Consider the following 16409-nt stretch of genomic DNA (forward strand, 5'->3'; position numbering starts at 1 on the left):
CAGAGATGTCTGAGTCCAAAAAGCCGCTTCTTGAGAAGCGGCTTTTTTATTGTTCCGGCGCGATGGAAGCGATCATTTTACTAACCTCATTAACCCGCTCTTTTCATCTGGTTATTTCTTAAACCCTCACATCCCGCAGGGCCGCATATCGCTTGCTATGGCGGCGGCGTTTCGCATATTATTCTGCCTTCATAATAATCATTCTCGTTTACGTTATCATTCACTATTCCATCAGAGATATACCAATGGCGCTTTCTAATACTGCTCAGCCAATGAAAACATCGCTGCGTAAAATCGCAGTCGTTGTAGCCACAGCGGTTAGCGGCGTGTCCGCTTTTGCCCATGCGGCGGATGTTCCTAAAAAAGAAGATACTATCACCGTCACCGCCGCGCCTGCCGCGCAGGAGAGCCCGTGGGGACCTGCGCCGACCATCGCCGCGAAACGCACGGCGACGGCGACCAAAACCGACACGCCGATTGAAAAAACGCCCCAGTCTATCTCCGTGGTTACCCGTGAAGAGATGGATATGAAGCAGCCGACAACGGTCAAACAGGCGCTGGGCTATACGCCAGGCGTGTTTGCCACCCGCGGCAGCTCCTCCACTTATGACGTGATCTCTATTCGTGGTTTCACCACCTCTTCCACGGTGAACACCAACCAGTATCTCGACGGCATGAAGCTGCAGGGCGACAACTACTCTGAAGCCTCCATGGACCCCTATTTTCTGGAGCGCGTGGAGCTGATGCGCGGCCCGGTATCGGTGCTCTACGGTAAGAGCAACCCGGGCGGGATCGTCTCGATGGTCAGCAAGCGCCCGACCACCGAACCGCTGCACGAAATCCAGTTCCAGATGGGGACCAATAACCTCTGGCAGACCGGTTTTGACTTTAGCGATGCTATCGACGACGACGGCGTCTGGTCCTACCGTCTGACCGGCCTTGGCCGCAGTGAAAACGCCCAGCAGGAGATGGTCAAATCCAGCCGCTACGCGATTGCTCCCTCCTTTAGCTGGCGTCCGGACGACAAAACCGACTTCACCTTCCTGAGCAACTTCCAGAGCGATCCGGATGCGGGCTACTACGGCTGGGTGCCGCGCGAAGGGACGGTGGTGCCGTACTATGACGCTAACGGTAAGGCGCATAAAATCCCGACCGACTTCAACGAAGGTGAAGAGAACAACACCATGACCCGCCGCCAGAAGATGGTGGGCTATAGCTTCATGCATGAATTTAACGACACCTTCACCGTGCGCCAGAACCTGCGTTACGCGCAGATCAACACGCTCTACCGCTCCGTCTATGGCAACGGCTACTCCACGACCGTGCCGGGCCAGATCAACCGCGCCTACGTGCGCTCCGACGAAGCGCTGAATACCTTTACCGTGGATAACCAGCTGCAGTCCAAATTTGCCACCGGCGAAGTGGATCACACCCTGCTGACCGGGGTTGACTATCTGCGTATGCGTAACGACATCAACGCGGAATACGGTACCGCTGCGCCGATCGACATTCAGAACCCGCAGTATGGTAACGCCGACGTCAACGTCAACTTCCCGTACGCGGTGGTGAACCGTCAGGAGCAGACCGGCCTCTACGTGCAGGATCAGGCGGAGTGGAACAAGTGGGTGCTGACGCTTGGCGGACGCTACGACTTTGCCAAAACGTCTACCCTGACGCGCTCCTCAAACAGCACTTCCGAAGTGAACGACGAGCAGTTTACCTGGCGCGGTGGCCTGAACTACCTCTTTGATAACGGTATTTCGCCTTATATCAGCTACAGCGAATCCTTTGAGCCGGTCGCGGGTGCCACCAAAGAGGGTAAACCGTTCGATCCGTCACGCGGCAAGCAGTACGAAGCGGGCGTGAAGTATGTGCCGAAGGATCTGCCGGTCGTGCTGACCGCATCGGTTTATCAGCTGACCAAAGATAAAAACCTGACGCCGGACCCGGAAAACAACCAGTTCAGCGTTCAGTCCGGCGAAATCCGCTCGCGCGGCGTTGAGCTGGAGGCGAAGGCGGCGGTTAACGCCAACGTCAACGTGACCGCCAGCTACACCTTCACCGAGGCGGAATATACCCACGACACGGTCTATGGCGGCAAACGCCCGGCAGAAATTCCGCGTAACATGGCCTCCCTGTGGGCGGACTACACCTTCCACGAGACGGCGTTAAGCGGCCTGACCGTTGGGGCAGGGGCGCGCTATATCGGCTCGACCTCCAGCTTCTACACCACTGCGGACAAGAATAACGAAGCGTTTAACGTAGCGGGCTATACCCTCGCTGATGCCACCATCAAGTACGATCTGGCGCGCTTCGGCCTGCCGGGCTCCTCCGTGGGCGTGAACGTTAACAACCTGTTCGACCGCGAATATGTCTCCAGCTGCTATCGCGATTACGCCTGCTACTGGGGCGCAGAACGTCAGATTGTCGCCACGGCGACCTTCCGCTTCTAATTTTTATGGGCACGGTTCGCCGTGCCCTTTTTATTAAGTTGGCCACTATGCAGGATAATAAAACGCGCTCCGCTACCACCTTTTCGCTGCAAAACACCTCCTTTCGCGTGCCCGGACGCACTTTGCTGCATCCGCTCTCCCTGACGTTCCCGGCGGGCAACGTCACTGGCCTTATCGGCCATAACGGTTCCGGTAAATCAACGTTGCTCAAAATGCTCGGTCGCCACCAGGCGCCTTCCGGGGGCGATATTCTGCTCGACGGGCAGCCGCTTGAGAGCTGGGGCAGTAAAGCCTTCGCCCGCAAGGTGGCCTATCTGCCGCAGCAGCTGCCGCCGGCGGAGGGGATGACGGTGCGCGAGCTGGTGGCGATTGGCCGCTATCCGTGGCACGGCGCGCTGGGACGTTTTGGCGTGGCCGACCGGGAGAAAGTAGACGAGGCGATTGCGCTGGTGGGCTTAAAGCCGCTGGCTCATCGTCTGGTGGACAGCCTCTCCGGCGGCGAGCGCCAGCGGGCGTGGATTGCGATGCTGGTCGCCCAGGACAGCACCTGTCTGCTGCTCGATGAACCGACCTCAGCGCTCGATATCGCCCACCAGGTGGATGTGCTGGCGCTGGTGCATCGCCTGAGCCAGCAGCGCGGCCTGACGGTGATTGCGGTGCTGCATGATATCAACATGGCGGCGCGCTACTGCGACTACCTGGTGGCCCTGCGCGGCGGCGAGATGATCGCCCAGGGCACTCCCGCCGAACTGATGCGCGGCGAAACGCTGGAGCATATTTACGGTATTCCTATGGGCATCCTGCCTCATCCTGCCGGGGCTGCACCGGTGAGCTTCGTCTATTAATGCTGGATTCATTCTTTTTAAGCCGCCGTCGCCTGCTGACGGCGATGGCCCTCTCGCCGCTGCTGCTGAAAACGGGCAACGCCCGGGCGGCGGCCATCGACCCGCACCGCATCGTCGCCCTGGAGTGGCTGCCGGTGGAACTGCTGCTTGCGCTCGGCATCACCCCTTACGGCGTGGCGGATGTCCCTAACTACACCCTGTGGGTCAACGAGCCCCGGCTGCCGGATTCAGTTATCGATATCGGCCTGCGTACCGAGCCGAACCTGGAGCTGCTGACCCAGATGAACCCCTCGTGGCTGGTCTGGTCGGCGGGCTATGGCCCCTCGCCGGAAAAACTGGCCCGTATCGCCCCCGGTCGCGGATTTACCTTCAGCGATGGTAAACAGCCCCTCGCCATGGCGCGCCGCTCCCTAAACGAGATGGCGCAGATCCTGGGACTTCAGGCAGCGGCGAAGCGCCATCTGGATGACTTTGACGCGCAGATAGAGGCCCTGAAGCCGCGCTTTGCCGCCCGGGGCGATCGTCCGCTGCTGATGGTGACGCTGCTGGATGCCCGGCATATGCTGGTGTTCGGTAAAAACTGTCTCTTCCAGGAGGTGCTGGATCGCTTTGGCATCCGCAACGCCTGGGAAGGGGAGATGACCTTCTGGGGCAGCACGGCGGTGGGTATCGATCGGCTGGCGGCCTTCCGGGATGTGGATGTGCTCTGCTTCGACCACGGCAACCAGCGTGAGATGCAGGCGCTGATGGCGACACCGCTATGGCAGGCGATGCCCTTTGTCCGGGAAGGGCGCTTCCAGCGCGTACCGGCGGTCTGGTTCTATGGCGCGACGCTCTCGGCGCTCCATTTCTCGCGCGTGCTTGACGGCGCGCTGGGAGGAAAAGCATGAGTACGCGTATCGCGCGTTTCCCGGTGCTGCTGCTGGCGCTGCTGGTGATAGCAGGCGTTGCCCTGACCGGCTTTAACCTCTCCGTGGCGCTGCCGCGCGACCAGTGGGGGCAGGCTCTCACCCGCCCCGATATTAATCAGATTTCGCAGATGCTGTTCCACTACAGCCTGCTGCCGCGCCTGACCATTTCCCTGCTGGTCGGGGCCGGGCTGGGGCTGGTTGGCGTGCTGTTCCAGCAGGTGCTGCGTAACCCCCTGGCGGAGCCGACCACCCTCGGCGTGGCGACCGGGGCGCAGCTGGGCATCACCATTACCACGCTCTGGTCGCTGCCAGGCGTGTTAACCACCCAGTTTGCCGCGCTGGCGGGAGCCTGCATCGTCGGGGCGCTGGTCTTTGGCGTGGCCTGGGGCAAGCGCGTGTCGCCGGTGACGCTGATTCTGGCCGGGCTGGTGGTAAGCCTCTACTGCGGGGCGATTAACCAGCTGCTGGTGCTGTTTCATCACGACCAGCTGCAAAGCATGTTCCTGTGGAGCACCGGCACGCTGACGCAAACCGACTGGAGCGTCGTCCAGCGGCTGTGGCCGCAGCTGCTCGGCGGCGTGCTGCTGACGCTGCTGCTGCTGCGCCCGCTCACGCTGATGGGGCTTGACGACGGCGTGGCGCGCAATCTGGGGCTGGCGCTCTCCCTGGCGCGGCTGGCGGCGCTGGCGCTGGCGATTGTGATTAGCGCGCTGCTGGTAAATGCGGTGGGGATCATCGGTTTTATCGGCCTGTTTGCGCCGCTGCTGGCGAAGATGCTGGGCGCCCGCCGCCTGCTGGCGCGCCTGATGCTGGCGCCGCTTATCGGGGCGCTGATCCTCTGGCTTTCCGATCAGGTGGTGCTCTGGCTTACGCGCGTCTGGATGGAGATCTCCACCGGGTCGGTAACGGCGCTGATCGGCGCGCCGCTGCTGCTCTGGCTGCTGCCGCGCCTGCGCAGTATGACCGCCCCGGCGATGAATGCGGGGGATAAAGTTTATGCCGAGCGCCAGCATATCCTGGGCTACGCTCTCGCCGGGCTGGCGGTGCTGGTTATCGCCGTGCTGGTCACGCTCACGCTGGGGCGCGACGCCGCGGGCTGGCACTGGGCGACCGGCGAGACGCTGAACGCGCTGCTGGAGTGGCGCTGGCCCAGGCTCTTTACCGCGCTGATCGCAGGCGTGATGCTGGCGGTGGCGGGCTGTATTATTCAGCGCCTGACGGGCAACCCCATGGCCAGCCCGGAAGTGCTGGGCATCAGCTCCGGCGCGGCGTTTGGCGTGGTGCTGATGCTCTTCTTCGTACCGGGCGACGCCTTTAGCTGGCTGATGCCAGCGGGGAGCCTGGGGGCCGCTGCGACGCTATTGATCATTATGGTGGCTGCCGGGCGCGGCGGCTTCTCCCCGCAGCGAATGCTGCTGGCGGGGATGGCGCTGAGCACCGCGTTCACCATGCTGCTGATGATGCTGCAGGCGAGCGGCGACCCACGTATGGCGCAGATCCTGACGTGGATTTCAGGCTCTACCTACGGCGCAACGGGGGCGCAGGTGCTGCATACGGGCGCGGCGATGATCGTGCTGCTGGCGATTGTGCCGCTCTGCCGCCGCTGGATGACTATTCTGCCGCTGGGCGGCGAGACGGCGCGTGCGGTGGGCATGGCGCTGACGCCCGCGCGGCTTGGCCTGCTGCTGCTGGCTGACGCCCGCGCGGCTTGGCCTGCTGCTGCTGGCCGCCTGCCTGACCGCCGCGGCCACCATGACCATCGGTCCGCTGAGCTTTGTCGGCCTGATGGCGCCGCATATCGCGCGGATGATGGGGTTTCGCCGGACGATGCCGCACATCGTGATGTCGGCGTTAACAGGAGGGGTAATGCTGGTCTTTGCCGACTGGTGCGGGCGAATGCTGATGTTCCCCTATCAGATCCCGGCAGGACTGCTGTCGACCTTTATCGGAGCGCCCTATTTTATTTATCTCTTGAGAAAGCAGAGTCGATAAAAAAAGCCGGGTGGCGGCTTCGCCTTACCCGGCCTGTATTGCTGAAACGGCTTACAATTTTCCGAACGCCCTGCGCGCCGCGTCGATGGTGTTATTGATATCCTCTTCGCTGTGCGCTACCGACATAAAGCCCGCCTCGAACGCCGACGGCGCGAGATAGACTCCTTCCTCCAGCATCAGGTGGAAGAAGCGTTTGAAGCGTTCGACGTCGCACTTCACCACATCCTGATAGCAGGTGACGCTCGCGGCGTCGGTAAAGAAGAGGCCGAACATGCCGCCGACGTGGTTTACCACCAGCGGAATACCGGCCTCTTTCGCCGCCTCCAGCAGGCCGTTCGCCAGCTGGGTGGTGCGCGCTTCCAGCGTCGCGTGGATGCCCGGCTGCGCCACCTCGGTCAGGCAGGCGTAACCGGCCGCCATGGCGATCGGGTTGCCGGAGAGGGTGCCCGCCTGATAGACCGGGCCGGTTGGCGCCAGGGCGTCCATCACCTCTTTGCGTCCACCAAAGGCACCCACCGGCATACCGCCGCCGATGATCTTACCGAGACAGGTCAGATCCGGTACGACGCCATAGTAAGACTGGGCCCCGGCCAGCGCGACGCGAAAACCGGTCATCACTTCGTCGATAATCAGCAGCGCGCCAAACTCGTCGCACAGGGCGCGCAGGCCCGGCAGGAAGTCCGGCTGCGGCGGGATGCAGTTCATATTGCCCGCCACCGGCTCAACGATGATGCAGGCGATCTCCTGCGGGTACTGCTCAAAGGCGGCCCGTACGGAGTCGAGATCGTTATAGGTGCAGGTAAGGGTGTGCTTCGCTAAATCTGCCGGTACCCCCGGCGAGTTCGGCTGGCCGAGCGTCAGCGCGCCGGAACCTGCTTTCACCAGCAGGCAGTCGGCGTGGCCGTGGTAGCAGCCTTCGAACTTAACGATCTTATCGCGCCCGGTAAAGCCGCGCGCCAGACGAATGGCGCTCATGGTCGCTTCGGTACCGGAGTTAACCATTCGCACCATATCCATCGTCGGCACCAGCTCAGTCACCAGCGCCGCCATTTTGACCTCCATCTCGGTCGGCGCGCCAAAGCTCAGGCCGCGCTGCGCCGCTTCAATCACCGCATTGCGGATAGCCGGATGGTTGTGGCCCAGCACCATCGGCCCCCAGGAGCCGACATAATCGATATAGGCTTTGCCATCGACATCATACAGATACGCGCCGTCCGCACGTTCAATAAACAGCGGCGTGCCGCCTACGCCGGTAAAGGCGCGGACCGGGGAGTTTACGCCGCCCGGGATCAGCTCGCGCGCAGCGCTGTAGAGATTTTCAGACTTGCTCATGGCGTCGTTCCTGGTTCGTATAAAATCAAAACCCTCATTCTATGTGATTCCGTCAGGGTTATGAAAGATTTGCCCGGCGGAATCATTACAGACTTTAATTATTTTCAGGGCGACGCACGCTCCCGGGGCCGCTAAAATGCGCGCAGATTTTTTTTGTATGACTAATCAGATAAGCGATGAAAGCTGAATTTTCCTCTTTTGAACAACAGCAGTTTGCCCGCAGACGACGTCGGGCCAGCATCCGGCGACTGTTAAACCGCGATAAAACGCCGCTGGCGATTTTATGTGCGGCGGCGGTGGTCGGTACGGTCGCGGGCCTGGTGGGGGTCGCCTTTGAGCGGGCGGTGAACGCGGTGCTTGCCTGGCGGGTAGGCAAGCTTGCGGAGATGGCGCACAACCCCTGGCTCGTCTGGCCGATGGCGTTTATTTTATCCGCCTGCCTGGCAATGGTGGGCTACGTGCTGGTGCGTAAATATGCCCCCGAGGCGGGCGGCTCGGGCATCCCGGAAATCGAGGGCGCGCTGGAGGAGCTGCGTCCGGTCCGCTGGTGGCGAGTCATCCCGGTGAAGTTTATCGGCGGAATGGGCACCCTCGGCGCGGGGATGGTGCTGGGGCGCGAAGGGCCGACGGTACAGCTCGGCGGCAACGTGGGACGCATGGTGGGCGACATCTTTCGCATGCGCAGCGCAGAGGCGCGCCATACGCTGCTGGCGACAGGGGCGGCGGCGGGGCTCTCCGCCGCCTTTAACGCGCCGCTGGCGGGCATTCTCTTTATCATAGAGGAGATGCGCGCCCAGTTTCGCTATAACCTTATCTCTATTAAGGCGGTTTTTACCGGCGTAATTATGTCGAGCATCGTCTTTCGCCTCTTCAACGGCGAAGGGGCGGTGATCGAGGTAGGTAAGCTGACGAATGCGCCGGTGAATACGCTCTGGCTCTATCTCATTCTGGGGATGATTTTCGGCATCGTCGGCCCGCTGTTCAACGCCCTCATTATCCGTATGCAGGATATGTTTCAGCGCCTTCACGGTGGCAATACCACTCGCTGGGTATTGATTGGCGGCCTGCTGGGCGGGATGTGCGGAGTGCTGGGGCTGATTGAGCCGCAGGCGGCAGGAGGGGGATTCAGCCTGATCCCGCAGGCGGCGGCGGGCGAGTTTAGCATCGGGCTGCTGCTCTTTTTCTTTATCAGCCGCGTGATCACCACGGTACTCTGCTTCTCCTCCGGCGCGCCGGGGGGGATCTTCGCTCCGATGCTGGCGCTGGGAACGTTGCTGGGGACGGCATTTGGGATGGCGATGGCGGCGGGCTTCCCGGCTTATCACCTTGAAGCAGGCACTTTTGCGGTCGCGGGCATGGGGGCGTTGCTCGCCGCCTCCCTGCGCGCGCCGCTCACCGGCATTGTGCTGGTGCTGGAGATGACCGACAATTACCAGCTCATTTTGCCAATGATCATCACCTGTCTTGGCGCAACACTGTTAGCCCAGTTCCTGGGCGGGCAGCCGCTCTACTCCACGATCCTGGCGCGCACCCTGGCAAAGCAGGAGGCGGAACAGGCGGCGAAGCAGAATACTTGAATGAAATACCAGGGTATTAGATAATGAACAAAAGAGTTGGGTATTTTTTAAACCGACTCAGTAGCAGTATTCACGGGAGCAAAAAATGAGTGATGACGTAGCGCTGCCGCTGCAGTTTACCGAAGCCGCAGCCAAAAAAGTAAAAAGCCTGATTGCCGATGAGGACAATCCTGAGCTGAAACTGCGTGTCTATATTACCGGCGGCGGCTGTAGCGGCTTCCAGTACGGTTTTACCTTCGACGATCAGGTAAACGAAGGGGATATGACCATTGAGAAGCAGGGCGTCGCGCTGGTCGTTGACCCGATGAGCCTGCAGTATCTGGTCGGCGGCGCGGTGGATTATACCGAAGGGCTGGAAGGTTCCCGCTTTGTGGTAACCAACCCGAACGCGAAAAGCACCTGCGGGTGTGGCTCCTCGTTCAGCATCTGATGCTGACAGCTGGACAGACAAAAACGGCAACCTCGGGTTGCCGTTTTGCTTTTTAGCGGGTGTTCTCATCCAGAGCGAAGGTCGGCAGCTTCAGGTGCCAGCGTATCGCCGCCAGCCGTATCACCAGCGTCACCACCATGCCGAGCATGGAGGCGCTTTCCAGCGCAACGGCGAAGGTGTAAAAGGCCGTCGCATGGACGATACCGCCGATGATACAGGCGGTGGCGTAGATTTCCGTTCGCAGGATCATCGGTATCTCGCGGGCCAGTATGTCGCGGATGATCCCGCCGCCAACCCCTGTCAGCACGCCCATACAGATCGCCACCAGCGGCCCGGTTCCCGCCAGAAAGGCTTTATTAACGCCGATGCCCACGAACACCGCCAGACCCACCGCGTCCAGCACCGGCAGAACCCATTTCGGCAGCCTGCGCGGCTGACGCACCAGCAAGATGGTTAACAGGCAGGTCACCATCGCCACCACCAGATCGGTGGGATCTTTCACCCAAAAGACCGGGCCATGATCGAGCGCCATGTCGCGGATCGTCCCCCCGCCGACGGCGGTCACTACGCCAAGCACCAGAACGCCAAAGGGATCCATGCGGAGTTTCCCCGCAAGAAGAACGCCAGAGATAGCAAATACGGCTGTGCCAAGAATATCCAGCCAGTAAACGAGCATCGTGAAATCCTCGAATAAAAATTATTCTGCAAGCGCAGAGCAGAGTTGTTTTGCGGCGAGGATAATACGTGGGCTGGCGCGCTCAAACCAGTCGCTTTTAAGAGCAATAATCGGAATTTTTAACTCAGTTTGCCAGTATTGTTCTATTTTTGGGATCTCGCCCGCGCGTCCGACAACCACGATCGCCTGCGGAGACCGCGCCAGCACCTGCTCACGGCTGACCTGCGGCCAGGGAACCCGGCTTGCGGCAAAAATGTTTTCGCCGCCGCACAGCTCCAGCACCTGATTCTGTATGGAGCCCCTGGCTGTCGTAAAGAGCGGCTGGCTGCCAAACTGTAAAAAGACGCGCTTTTTCACCGCCCGGGCGTAGCGGGCCTTGAGCACGGCATAGTCGCCAAGCAGCTTCTGGGCGGCCCGGTGCGCCTTATCTGGCGCCGGGCTATAGGCGGCCAGCGCCTCAAGCGCCTGGGCAATTTGTTCGATACTGACCGCATCCACCCACATCACCTTAATGCCGAGCGCGGAGAGCTGGTTGACCTGCCGTTCGGCATTGCCGCCGCGCCAGGCGAGTACCAGATCCGGCTTAAGCGCGACGATGCGCTCCAGGTTCATGCCCTGCCAGGTGGCAACCTGCTCAATCTGACGGGCCGCGGGGGGATAGTCGGAGAAACTGCTGACGCCCACCGGCACAATACCGGCGGCGAAGGCCAGCTCCGTATTGGCCGGGGAGAGCGTAATGACGCGCGGCGCGGCAGAGAGCCACGCCGGAGCCAGCAGAAGCAGGGCGACGCACGCCCTGACAAGCCGGTTAGCCACGCGCCAGCTTCTGTACCAGGGTTTCGACCATAATGGTCGACTGTTTGGCCGCTACCGCCAGGAACTCGTCAAAGCTCAGATGTGACTGCTGATCGGCCACGTCGGAGATGGCTCGCACCACCACGAACGGCACGCCGAAATTGTGACAGACGTGGGCGATGGCGGTCGCTTCCATCTCAACGGCAATCGCCTGCGGGAAGTTGTGGCGGATTTTCGCCAGGTTGACCGAGCCGTTGATAAACGCGTCGCCGCTGACGATCAGGCCGCGTACGGCGTTCAGATTCAGTTCCGCAATGCAGTTTTCCGCAGCGGCAACCAGTTTCTCATCTGCTTTAAAGCCAGCCGGGCAGCCCGGAAGCTGACCATATTCATAGCCAAAGGCGGTGACATCGGCGTCGTGATAACGCGCTTCATCAGAAACGACGATATCGCCTACCTTGAGCGTCGGCGCCAGGCCGCCCGCTGAGCCGGTATTGATAATCACGTCAGGTTTGCAATGCTCCAGCAGCAGGGTGGCGCCCAGCGCGGCAGCGACTTTGCCGATGCCTGATTTGAGCAGCGCCACGTCGGTCCCGTTCAGCTTGCCGGTATAGATTTCACAGCCGCCGCGGGAGAAGGTTTCACGGTTCTCAATTTTGTCACGCAGCAGCGTAACTTCTTCTTCCATTGCACCAATAATGCCGATTTTCATAGATTTACTCGCGATGTGCCTTGTTAAGATGCATAGTCTATCATGCGCTTACGGGGTAGCGCATTTCTCACGCGGGGGAGCAGATGGCACAGATCGATTTTCGCAACAAAATTAACTGGCACCGGCGTTACCGTTCTCCACAGGGGGTAAAGAGTGAGCATGAGATCCTGCGTATCTTCGAAAGCGACCGTGGGCGCATCGTTAATTCGCCCGCCATCCGACGGTTGCAGCAAAAAACGCAGGTTTTCCCGCTGGAGCGTAACGCGGCGGTGCGCACGCGGCTGACCCACTCGATGGAGGTTCAGCAGGTCGGGCGCTATATCGCCAAAGAGATCTTAAGCCGTCTGAAAGAGCTGCGCCTGCTAACAGAGTACGGGCTGGATGAGCTGACCGGGCCGTTCGAGAGCATCGTTGAGATGGCCTGCCTGATGCACGACATCGGTAACCCGCCCTTTGGTCATTTTGGCGAGGCGGCGATTAACGACTGGTTCCGCCAGCGGCTGTTCCCCTCCGATGCGGCCAGCCAGCCGCTCAGCGACGATCGCTGTATGGTAAAAGCGCTCTGCCTGCGAGAGGGGGAAGAGCCGCTAAATGACTTACGGCGGAAGGTGCGCCAGGATCTCTGCCATTTTGAAGGTAACGCGCAGGGTATCCGGCTGGTGCATACCCTGATGCGTATGAACCTCACCTGGGCGCAGGTGGGCTGTATTTTGAAATATACCCGTCCGGCGTGGTGGCAGGGCGAGCCGCCCGCCTCGCACGATTATCTGATGAAGAAGCCGGGCTACTATTTCTCCGAAGAGGCTTATATTGAGCGGCTGCGTAAAGAACTGTCTTTGTCCCCTTTTGGACGCTTCCCACTTACCTGGATTATGGAAGCGGCGGATGATATCTCCTATTGCGTGGCCGATCTTGAGGATGCGGTAGAGAAACGCATATTTACCGTGGAGGAGCTTTACCAGCATCTCTACGAGGCCTGGGGGCATCATGAAAAAGGTTCGCTCTTTGCACAGGTGGTAGAAAATGCCTTCGAGAAATCGCGTTCTAATTCCTTTAGTCATAGCACTGAAGATCAGTTTTTTATGTATTTGCGGGTCAACACTTTAAATAAGCTGGTGCCTTATGCGGCATCACGTTTTATTGATAATCTGCCTGCCATTTATGCCGGTGAATTTAACCACGCGCTGCTGGAAGATGACAGTAGCTTCAGCCAACTACTTGAACTTTATAAGAATGTGGCGATGCATCATGTCTTTAGCCATCCGGATGTCGAGCAGCTTGAACTGCAGGGTTACAGGGTAATTAGCGGGCTGCTGGAAATTTATCAGCCGCTGCTGCAATTAACCACAGAGGCGTTCAGCGAGCTGGTGGAAAAAGAGCGTATTAAGCGCCTGCCTATTGAAACGCGGCTGTTTCATAAACTCTCCACGCGGCATCGTCTTGCCTACGTGGAGGCGGTGAGTAAAATCGACAGACAAAGCCCGTCATGGCCGGTAATGGAGTTTTATTTCCGCTGCCGGCTTATTCAGGACTATATCAGCGGCATGACCGATTTATATGCATGGGATGAATACCGGAAGCTGATGGCGGTGGAATAACCGCCTCGTTTTGTAAAGATGACCAATAAATTTTTACCTTTTCCAGAAACTTAATCCCGGAACTTCGCGCTATAAAACGAATCTGACATACACCGCAATTTTGTGTTACCTGAAAATCGAGATTGAGAAACATGAAAAAAACCACGTTAGCAATGAGTGCACTGGCTCTGAGTTTAGGTTTAGCGTTGTCTCCTCTGTCTGCAAGCGCAGCGGAGAGCGCCTCTTCGGCGGCAACCGCACAGCAGATGCCAAGCCTTGCGCCGATGCTGGAGAAAGTGATGCCATCGGTGGTGAGTATCAACGTTGAGGGTAGTACGACCGTTAATACGCCGCGCCTGCCGCGTAACTTCCAGCAGTTCTTCGGCGATAACTCGCCGTTCTGCCAGGATGGATCGCCATTCCAGAGTTCGCCGTTCTGCCAGGGCGGAGCGGGCGGTGGTGACGGCGGCCAGCAGCAGAAATTTATGGCGCTTGGCTCCGGTGTCATCATCGACGCGGCAAAAGGCTATGTTGTCACCAACAACCACGTGGTGGATAACGCCACCAGCATTAAGGTTCAGCTGGGCGATGGCCGTAAATTTGACGCCAAGGTCGTGGGGAAAGACCCGCGCTCCGATATCGCGCTGATCCAGATCCAGGATCCGAAAAACCTGACCGCGATTAAGCTGGCCGACTCTGACGCACTGCGCGTCGGCGACTATACCGTGGCGATCGGGAACCCGTTCGGCCTCGGTGAAACCGTGACTTCCGGTATCGTCTCTGCGCTGGGTCGCAGCGGCCTTAACGCGGAAAACTACGAAAACTTTATCCAGACCGATGCGGCAATCAACCGCGGTAACTCCGGCGGTGCGCTGGTTAACCTGAACGGCGAGCTGATCGGCATTAACACCGCGATTCTGGCGCCGGACGGCGGCAATATCGGTATCGGCTTCGCGATCCCGAGCAATATGGTGAAAAACCTGACCAGCCAGATGGTGGAATTTGGCCAGGTGAAACGCGGCGAGCTGGGTATCCTGGGGACCGAGCTGAACTCCGAGCTGGCGAAAGCGATGAAGGTTGACGCCCAGCGCGGCGCCTTTGTCAGCCAGGTAATGCCGAACTCCTCCGCCGCGAAAGCGGGTATTAAGGCGGGCGATGTCATCACCACCCTGAACGGTAAGGCAATCAGCAGCTTTGCCGCGCTGCGCGCCGAAGTGGGTTCTATGCCGGTAGGCAGTAAAGTGACCCTCGGCCTGCTGCGTGACGGTAAGCCGGTGAACGTCAGCCTGGAACTGCAGCAAAGCAGCCAGTCGCAGGTTGACTCCAGCACCATCTTCAGCGGCATTGAAGGGGCGGAGATGAGCAACAAAGGGGCTGATAAAGGCGTCGTGGTGGGTGAGGTGAAAGCTAATACCCCTGCTGCCCGTATCGGCCTGAAAAAAGGCGATGTGATTATCGGGGCGAACCAGCAGCCGGTTAAAAATATCGCTGAGCTGCGTAAAATCCTCGACAGCAAACCGTCCGTACTGGCGCTGAATATCCAGCGTGGCGACACCTCTATCTATCTGCTGATGCAGTAATCCCTCCTGCCCCTGCGTAACAAACGCAGGGGCTTTTTTTGTGACTTTTCCCACAAGTCCATATTTCTTACCCTGACTTTGTGCATCTGCACAATGCTCCCGCCATTAATCTTGCGTATGCTTGAGCCTGCTCACAGGAGGGTTACATGGCTGGCTGGCATCTTGATACCAAAATGGCGCAGGATATTGTGGCGCGCACCATGCGTATTATTGATACCAATATTAACGTGATGGATGCGCGTGGACGTATTATTGGCAGTGGCGATCGCGAACGTATTGGTGAATTGCACGAAGGGGCGTTGCTGGTACTGTCCCAGGGGCGTGTGGTGGACATCGACGATGCGGTGGCCAGGCATCTGCACGGCGTGCGTCAGGGGATTAACCTGCCGCTGCGTCTGGAAGGGGAAATTGTTGGCGTCATTGGGTTAACGGGCGAGCCAGAGTCGCTGCGTAAGTATGGCGAGCTGGTCTGTATGACCGCAGAAATGATGCTTGAGCAGTCGCGCCTGATGCATCTGCTGGCGCAGGATAGCCGACTGCGCGAAGAGCTGGTAATGAACCTGATCCAGGCGGAAGAGCATACGCCAGCGCTTATTGAATGGGCACAGCGTCTGGGCATCGATCTCAACCAGCCGCGCGTGGTGGCGGTGATTGAGGTAGATAGCGGCCAGCTTGGAGTGGACAGCGCCATGGCGGAGCTGCAGCAGCTGCAAAACGCGCTGGCGACGCCGGAGCGTAACAATCTGGTGGCGATCGTCTCCCTGACGGAGATGGTGGTCCTGAAGCCTGCGCTCAACCAGTTTGGCCGCTGGGACGCGGAGGAGCACCGGCGTCGGATAGAGCAGCTGATCGCGCGTATGGAGGAGAACGGGCAGCTACGTTTTCGCGTGGCGCTGGGTAACTATTTTACCGGGCCGGGCAGCATTGCCCGTTCATGGCGCACGGCGCGTACCACCATGATGGTGGGCAAACAGCGTATGCCGGAGAGCCGCGCCTGGTTTTATCAGGATCTGATGCTGCCGGTTCTGCTCGACAGCCTGCGCGGCGGCTGGCAAGCCAACGAGCTGGCGCGCCCGCTGGTGCGCCTGAAGGCGATGGATAACAACGGCCTGCTGCGGCGTACGCTGCAGGCGTGGTTCAGCCACAATGTCCAGCCGCTGGCCACTTCTAAGGCGTTATTTATTCACCGTAATACCCTTGAGTATCGTCTGAATCGTATTTCCGAGCTGACCGGGCTGGATCTGGGGAACTTTGATGACCGGCTGCTGCTCTACGTAGCGCTGCAGCTGGACGAGCAGAGATAAGGCTATTTGCCGGCTGTGTTGACCCTCACCCCAGCCCTCTCCCTGAAAGGGAGAGGGGGCGGTCTGTGCATAATACAGTTCAGAGAGGGCGGTTTGTGCATAAGCTGCGTTTGCGCGCAATACAATTCAGAGAGGGCGGTTTGTACATAAGCTGCGTTTGCGCACAATACAGTTCCCTCTCCCCTTTGGGGAGAGGGTTAGGGTGAGGGGAAAGCAACCCGCAGC

General features: G+C 59.5%; 12 protein-coding genes and 1 pseudogene. 9 read left to right on the forward strand and 4 right to left on the reverse strand.

The features are described from left to right. Positions 1 to 245 precede the first annotated feature (245 nt). From fhuA to fhuB, 4 genes and pseudogenes are all read left to right on the forward strand, one after another. A complete protein-coding gene (fhuA, locus tag BN3796_RS09100; RefSeq protein WP_061708042.1) occupies positions 246 to 2453 on the forward strand; it encodes a ferrichrome porin FhuA in 2208 nt (735 codons plus the stop codon). 47 nt (positions 2454 to 2500) lie between these two features. Next, a complete protein-coding gene (gene fhuC, locus BN3796_RS09105) occupies positions 2501 to 3298 on the forward strand; it encodes a Fe3+-hydroxamate ABC transporter ATP-binding protein FhuC (protein WP_061708831.1) in 798 nt (265 codons plus the stop codon). Beyond that, on the forward strand, positions 3298 to 4188 hold the full coding sequence (gene fhuD / locus BN3796_RS09110) for a Fe(3+)-hydroxamate ABC transporter substrate-binding protein FhuD (RefSeq protein WP_061708043.1): 891 nt from the start codon (positions 3298 to 3300) through the stop codon (positions 4186 to 4188). Before fhuC ends, fhuD begins: the two co-directional genes overlap by 1 nt. Then, positions 4185 to 6201: pseudogene (fhuB, locus tag BN3796_RS09115) on the forward strand (Fe(3+)-hydroxamate ABC transporter permease FhuB). The gene fhuD and the pseudogene fhuB overlap by 4 nt, the downstream one beginning before the upstream one ends. A 51-nt stretch (positions 6202 to 6252) precedes the next feature. Here fhuB and hemL read toward each other — a convergent pair. Beyond that, positions 6253 to 7533, reverse strand: a complete 1281-nt coding sequence (gene hemL / locus BN3796_RS09120; RefSeq protein ID WP_061708044.1) for a glutamate-1-semialdehyde 2,1-aminomutase — start codon at positions 7531 to 7533, stop codon at positions 6253 to 6255. A 176-nt stretch (positions 7534 to 7709) separates the two neighbouring features. On the opposite strand from hemL, the gene clcA reads away from it, so the two are divergent. Then, entirely contained in the window at positions 7710 to 9110 is a 1401-nt protein-coding gene (clcA, locus tag BN3796_RS09125; RefSeq protein WP_061708045.1) for a H(+)/Cl(-) exchange transporter ClcA, read from the forward strand. 85 nt (positions 9111 to 9195) lie between these two features. Next, positions 9196 to 9540, forward strand: coding sequence for an iron-sulfur cluster insertion protein ErpA (gene erpA, locus BN3796_RS09130; RefSeq protein WP_061708046.1), 345 nt, complete (start codon positions 9196 to 9198; stop codon positions 9538 to 9540). Between the two features lie 52 nt (positions 9541 to 9592). On the opposite strand, the gene BN3796_RS09135 is transcribed toward erpA, so the two are convergent. The 3 genes from BN3796_RS09135 to mtnN are packed head-to-tail and all read right to left on the reverse strand — an operon-like array spanning position 9593 to position 11723. Beyond that, positions 9593 to 10216, reverse strand: a complete 624-nt coding sequence (locus tag BN3796_RS09135; protein WP_061708047.1) for a TRIC cation channel family protein — start codon at positions 10214 to 10216, stop codon at positions 9593 to 9595. Positions 10217 to 10237: 21 nt separating this feature from the next. After that, a complete protein-coding gene (gene btuF, locus BN3796_RS09140) occupies positions 10238 to 11032 on the reverse strand; it encodes a vitamin B12 ABC transporter substrate-binding protein BtuF (protein WP_061708048.1) in 795 nt (264 codons plus the stop codon). Next, the gene (gene mtnN / locus BN3796_RS09145) at positions 11025 to 11723 is read right to left on the reverse strand and encodes a 5'-methylthioadenosine/S-adenosylhomocysteine nucleosidase (RefSeq protein WP_061708049.1); all 699 of its coding nucleotides are present in this window, start codon (positions 11721 to 11723) and stop codon (positions 11025 to 11027) included. The genes btuF and mtnN overlap by 8 nt, the downstream gene beginning before the upstream one ends. A gap of 83 nt (positions 11724 to 11806) precedes the next feature. On the opposite strand from mtnN, the gene dgt reads away from it, so the two are divergent. The 3 genes from dgt to BN3796_RS09160 all read left to right on the forward strand — a co-directional run bounded on the left by dgt (position 11807) and on the right by BN3796_RS09160 (position 16184). After that, on the forward strand, positions 11807 to 13321 hold the full coding sequence (dgt, locus tag BN3796_RS09150) for a dGTPase (RefSeq protein WP_061708050.1): 1515 nt from the start codon (positions 11807 to 11809) through the stop codon (positions 13319 to 13321). A gap of 131 nt (positions 13322 to 13452) precedes the next feature. Continuing rightward, entirely contained in the window at positions 13453 to 14880 is a 1428-nt protein-coding gene (gene degP, locus BN3796_RS09155) for a serine endoprotease DegP (RefSeq protein ID WP_061708051.1), read from the forward strand. A gap of 146 nt (positions 14881 to 15026) precedes the next feature. Then, positions 15027 to 16184 carry a CdaR family transcriptional regulator gene (locus tag BN3796_RS09160; protein ID WP_061708052.1) on the forward strand — a complete coding sequence of 386 codons (1158 nt, stop codon included), beginning with the start codon at positions 15027 to 15029 and terminating at the stop codon, positions 16182 to 16184. Positions 16185 to 16409 lie beyond the last annotated feature (225 nt).

This window comes from Pseudenterobacter timonensis (assembly GCF_900021175.1).
Lineage (GTDB): Bacteria > Pseudomonadota > Gammaproteobacteria > Enterobacterales > Enterobacteriaceae > Enterobacter > Enterobacter timonensis.

Coding starts and splice junctions, on each gene's coding strand:
- fhuA (WP_061708042.1), top strand. CDS start 246: ATGGCGCTTTCTAATACTGCTCAGCCAATGAAAACATCGCTGCGTAAA.
- fhuC (WP_061708831.1), top strand. CDS start 2,501: ATGCAGGATAATAAAACGCGCTCCGCTACCACCTTTTCGCTGCAAAAC.
- fhuD (WP_061708043.1), top strand. CDS start 3,298: ATGCTGGATTCATTCTTTTTAAGCCGCCGTCGCCTGCTGACGGCGATG.
- hemL (WP_061708044.1), bottom strand. CDS start 7,533: ATGAGCAAGTCTGAAAATCTCTACAGCGCTGCGCGCGAGCTGATCCCG.
- clcA (WP_061708045.1), top strand. CDS start 7,710: ATGAAAGCTGAATTTTCCTCTTTTGAACAACAGCAGTTTGCCCGCAGA.
- erpA (WP_061708046.1), top strand. CDS start 9,196: ATGAGTGATGACGTAGCGCTGCCGCTGCAGTTTACCGAAGCCGCAGCC.
- BN3796_RS09135 (WP_061708047.1), bottom strand. CDS start 10,216: ATGCTCGTTTACTGGCTGGATATTCTTGGCACAGCCGTATTTGCTATC.
- mtnN (WP_061708049.1), bottom strand. CDS start 11,723: ATGAAAATCGGCATTATTGGTGCAATGGAAGAAGAAGTTACGCTGCTG.
- dgt (WP_061708050.1), top strand. CDS start 11,807: ATGGCACAGATCGATTTTCGCAACAAAATTAACTGGCACCGGCGTTAC.
- degP (WP_061708051.1), top strand. CDS start 13,453: ATGAAAAAAACCACGTTAGCAATGAGTGCACTGGCTCTGAGTTTAGGT.
- BN3796_RS09160 (WP_061708052.1), top strand. CDS start 15,027: ATGGCTGGCTGGCATCTTGATACCAAAATGGCGCAGGATATTGTGGCG.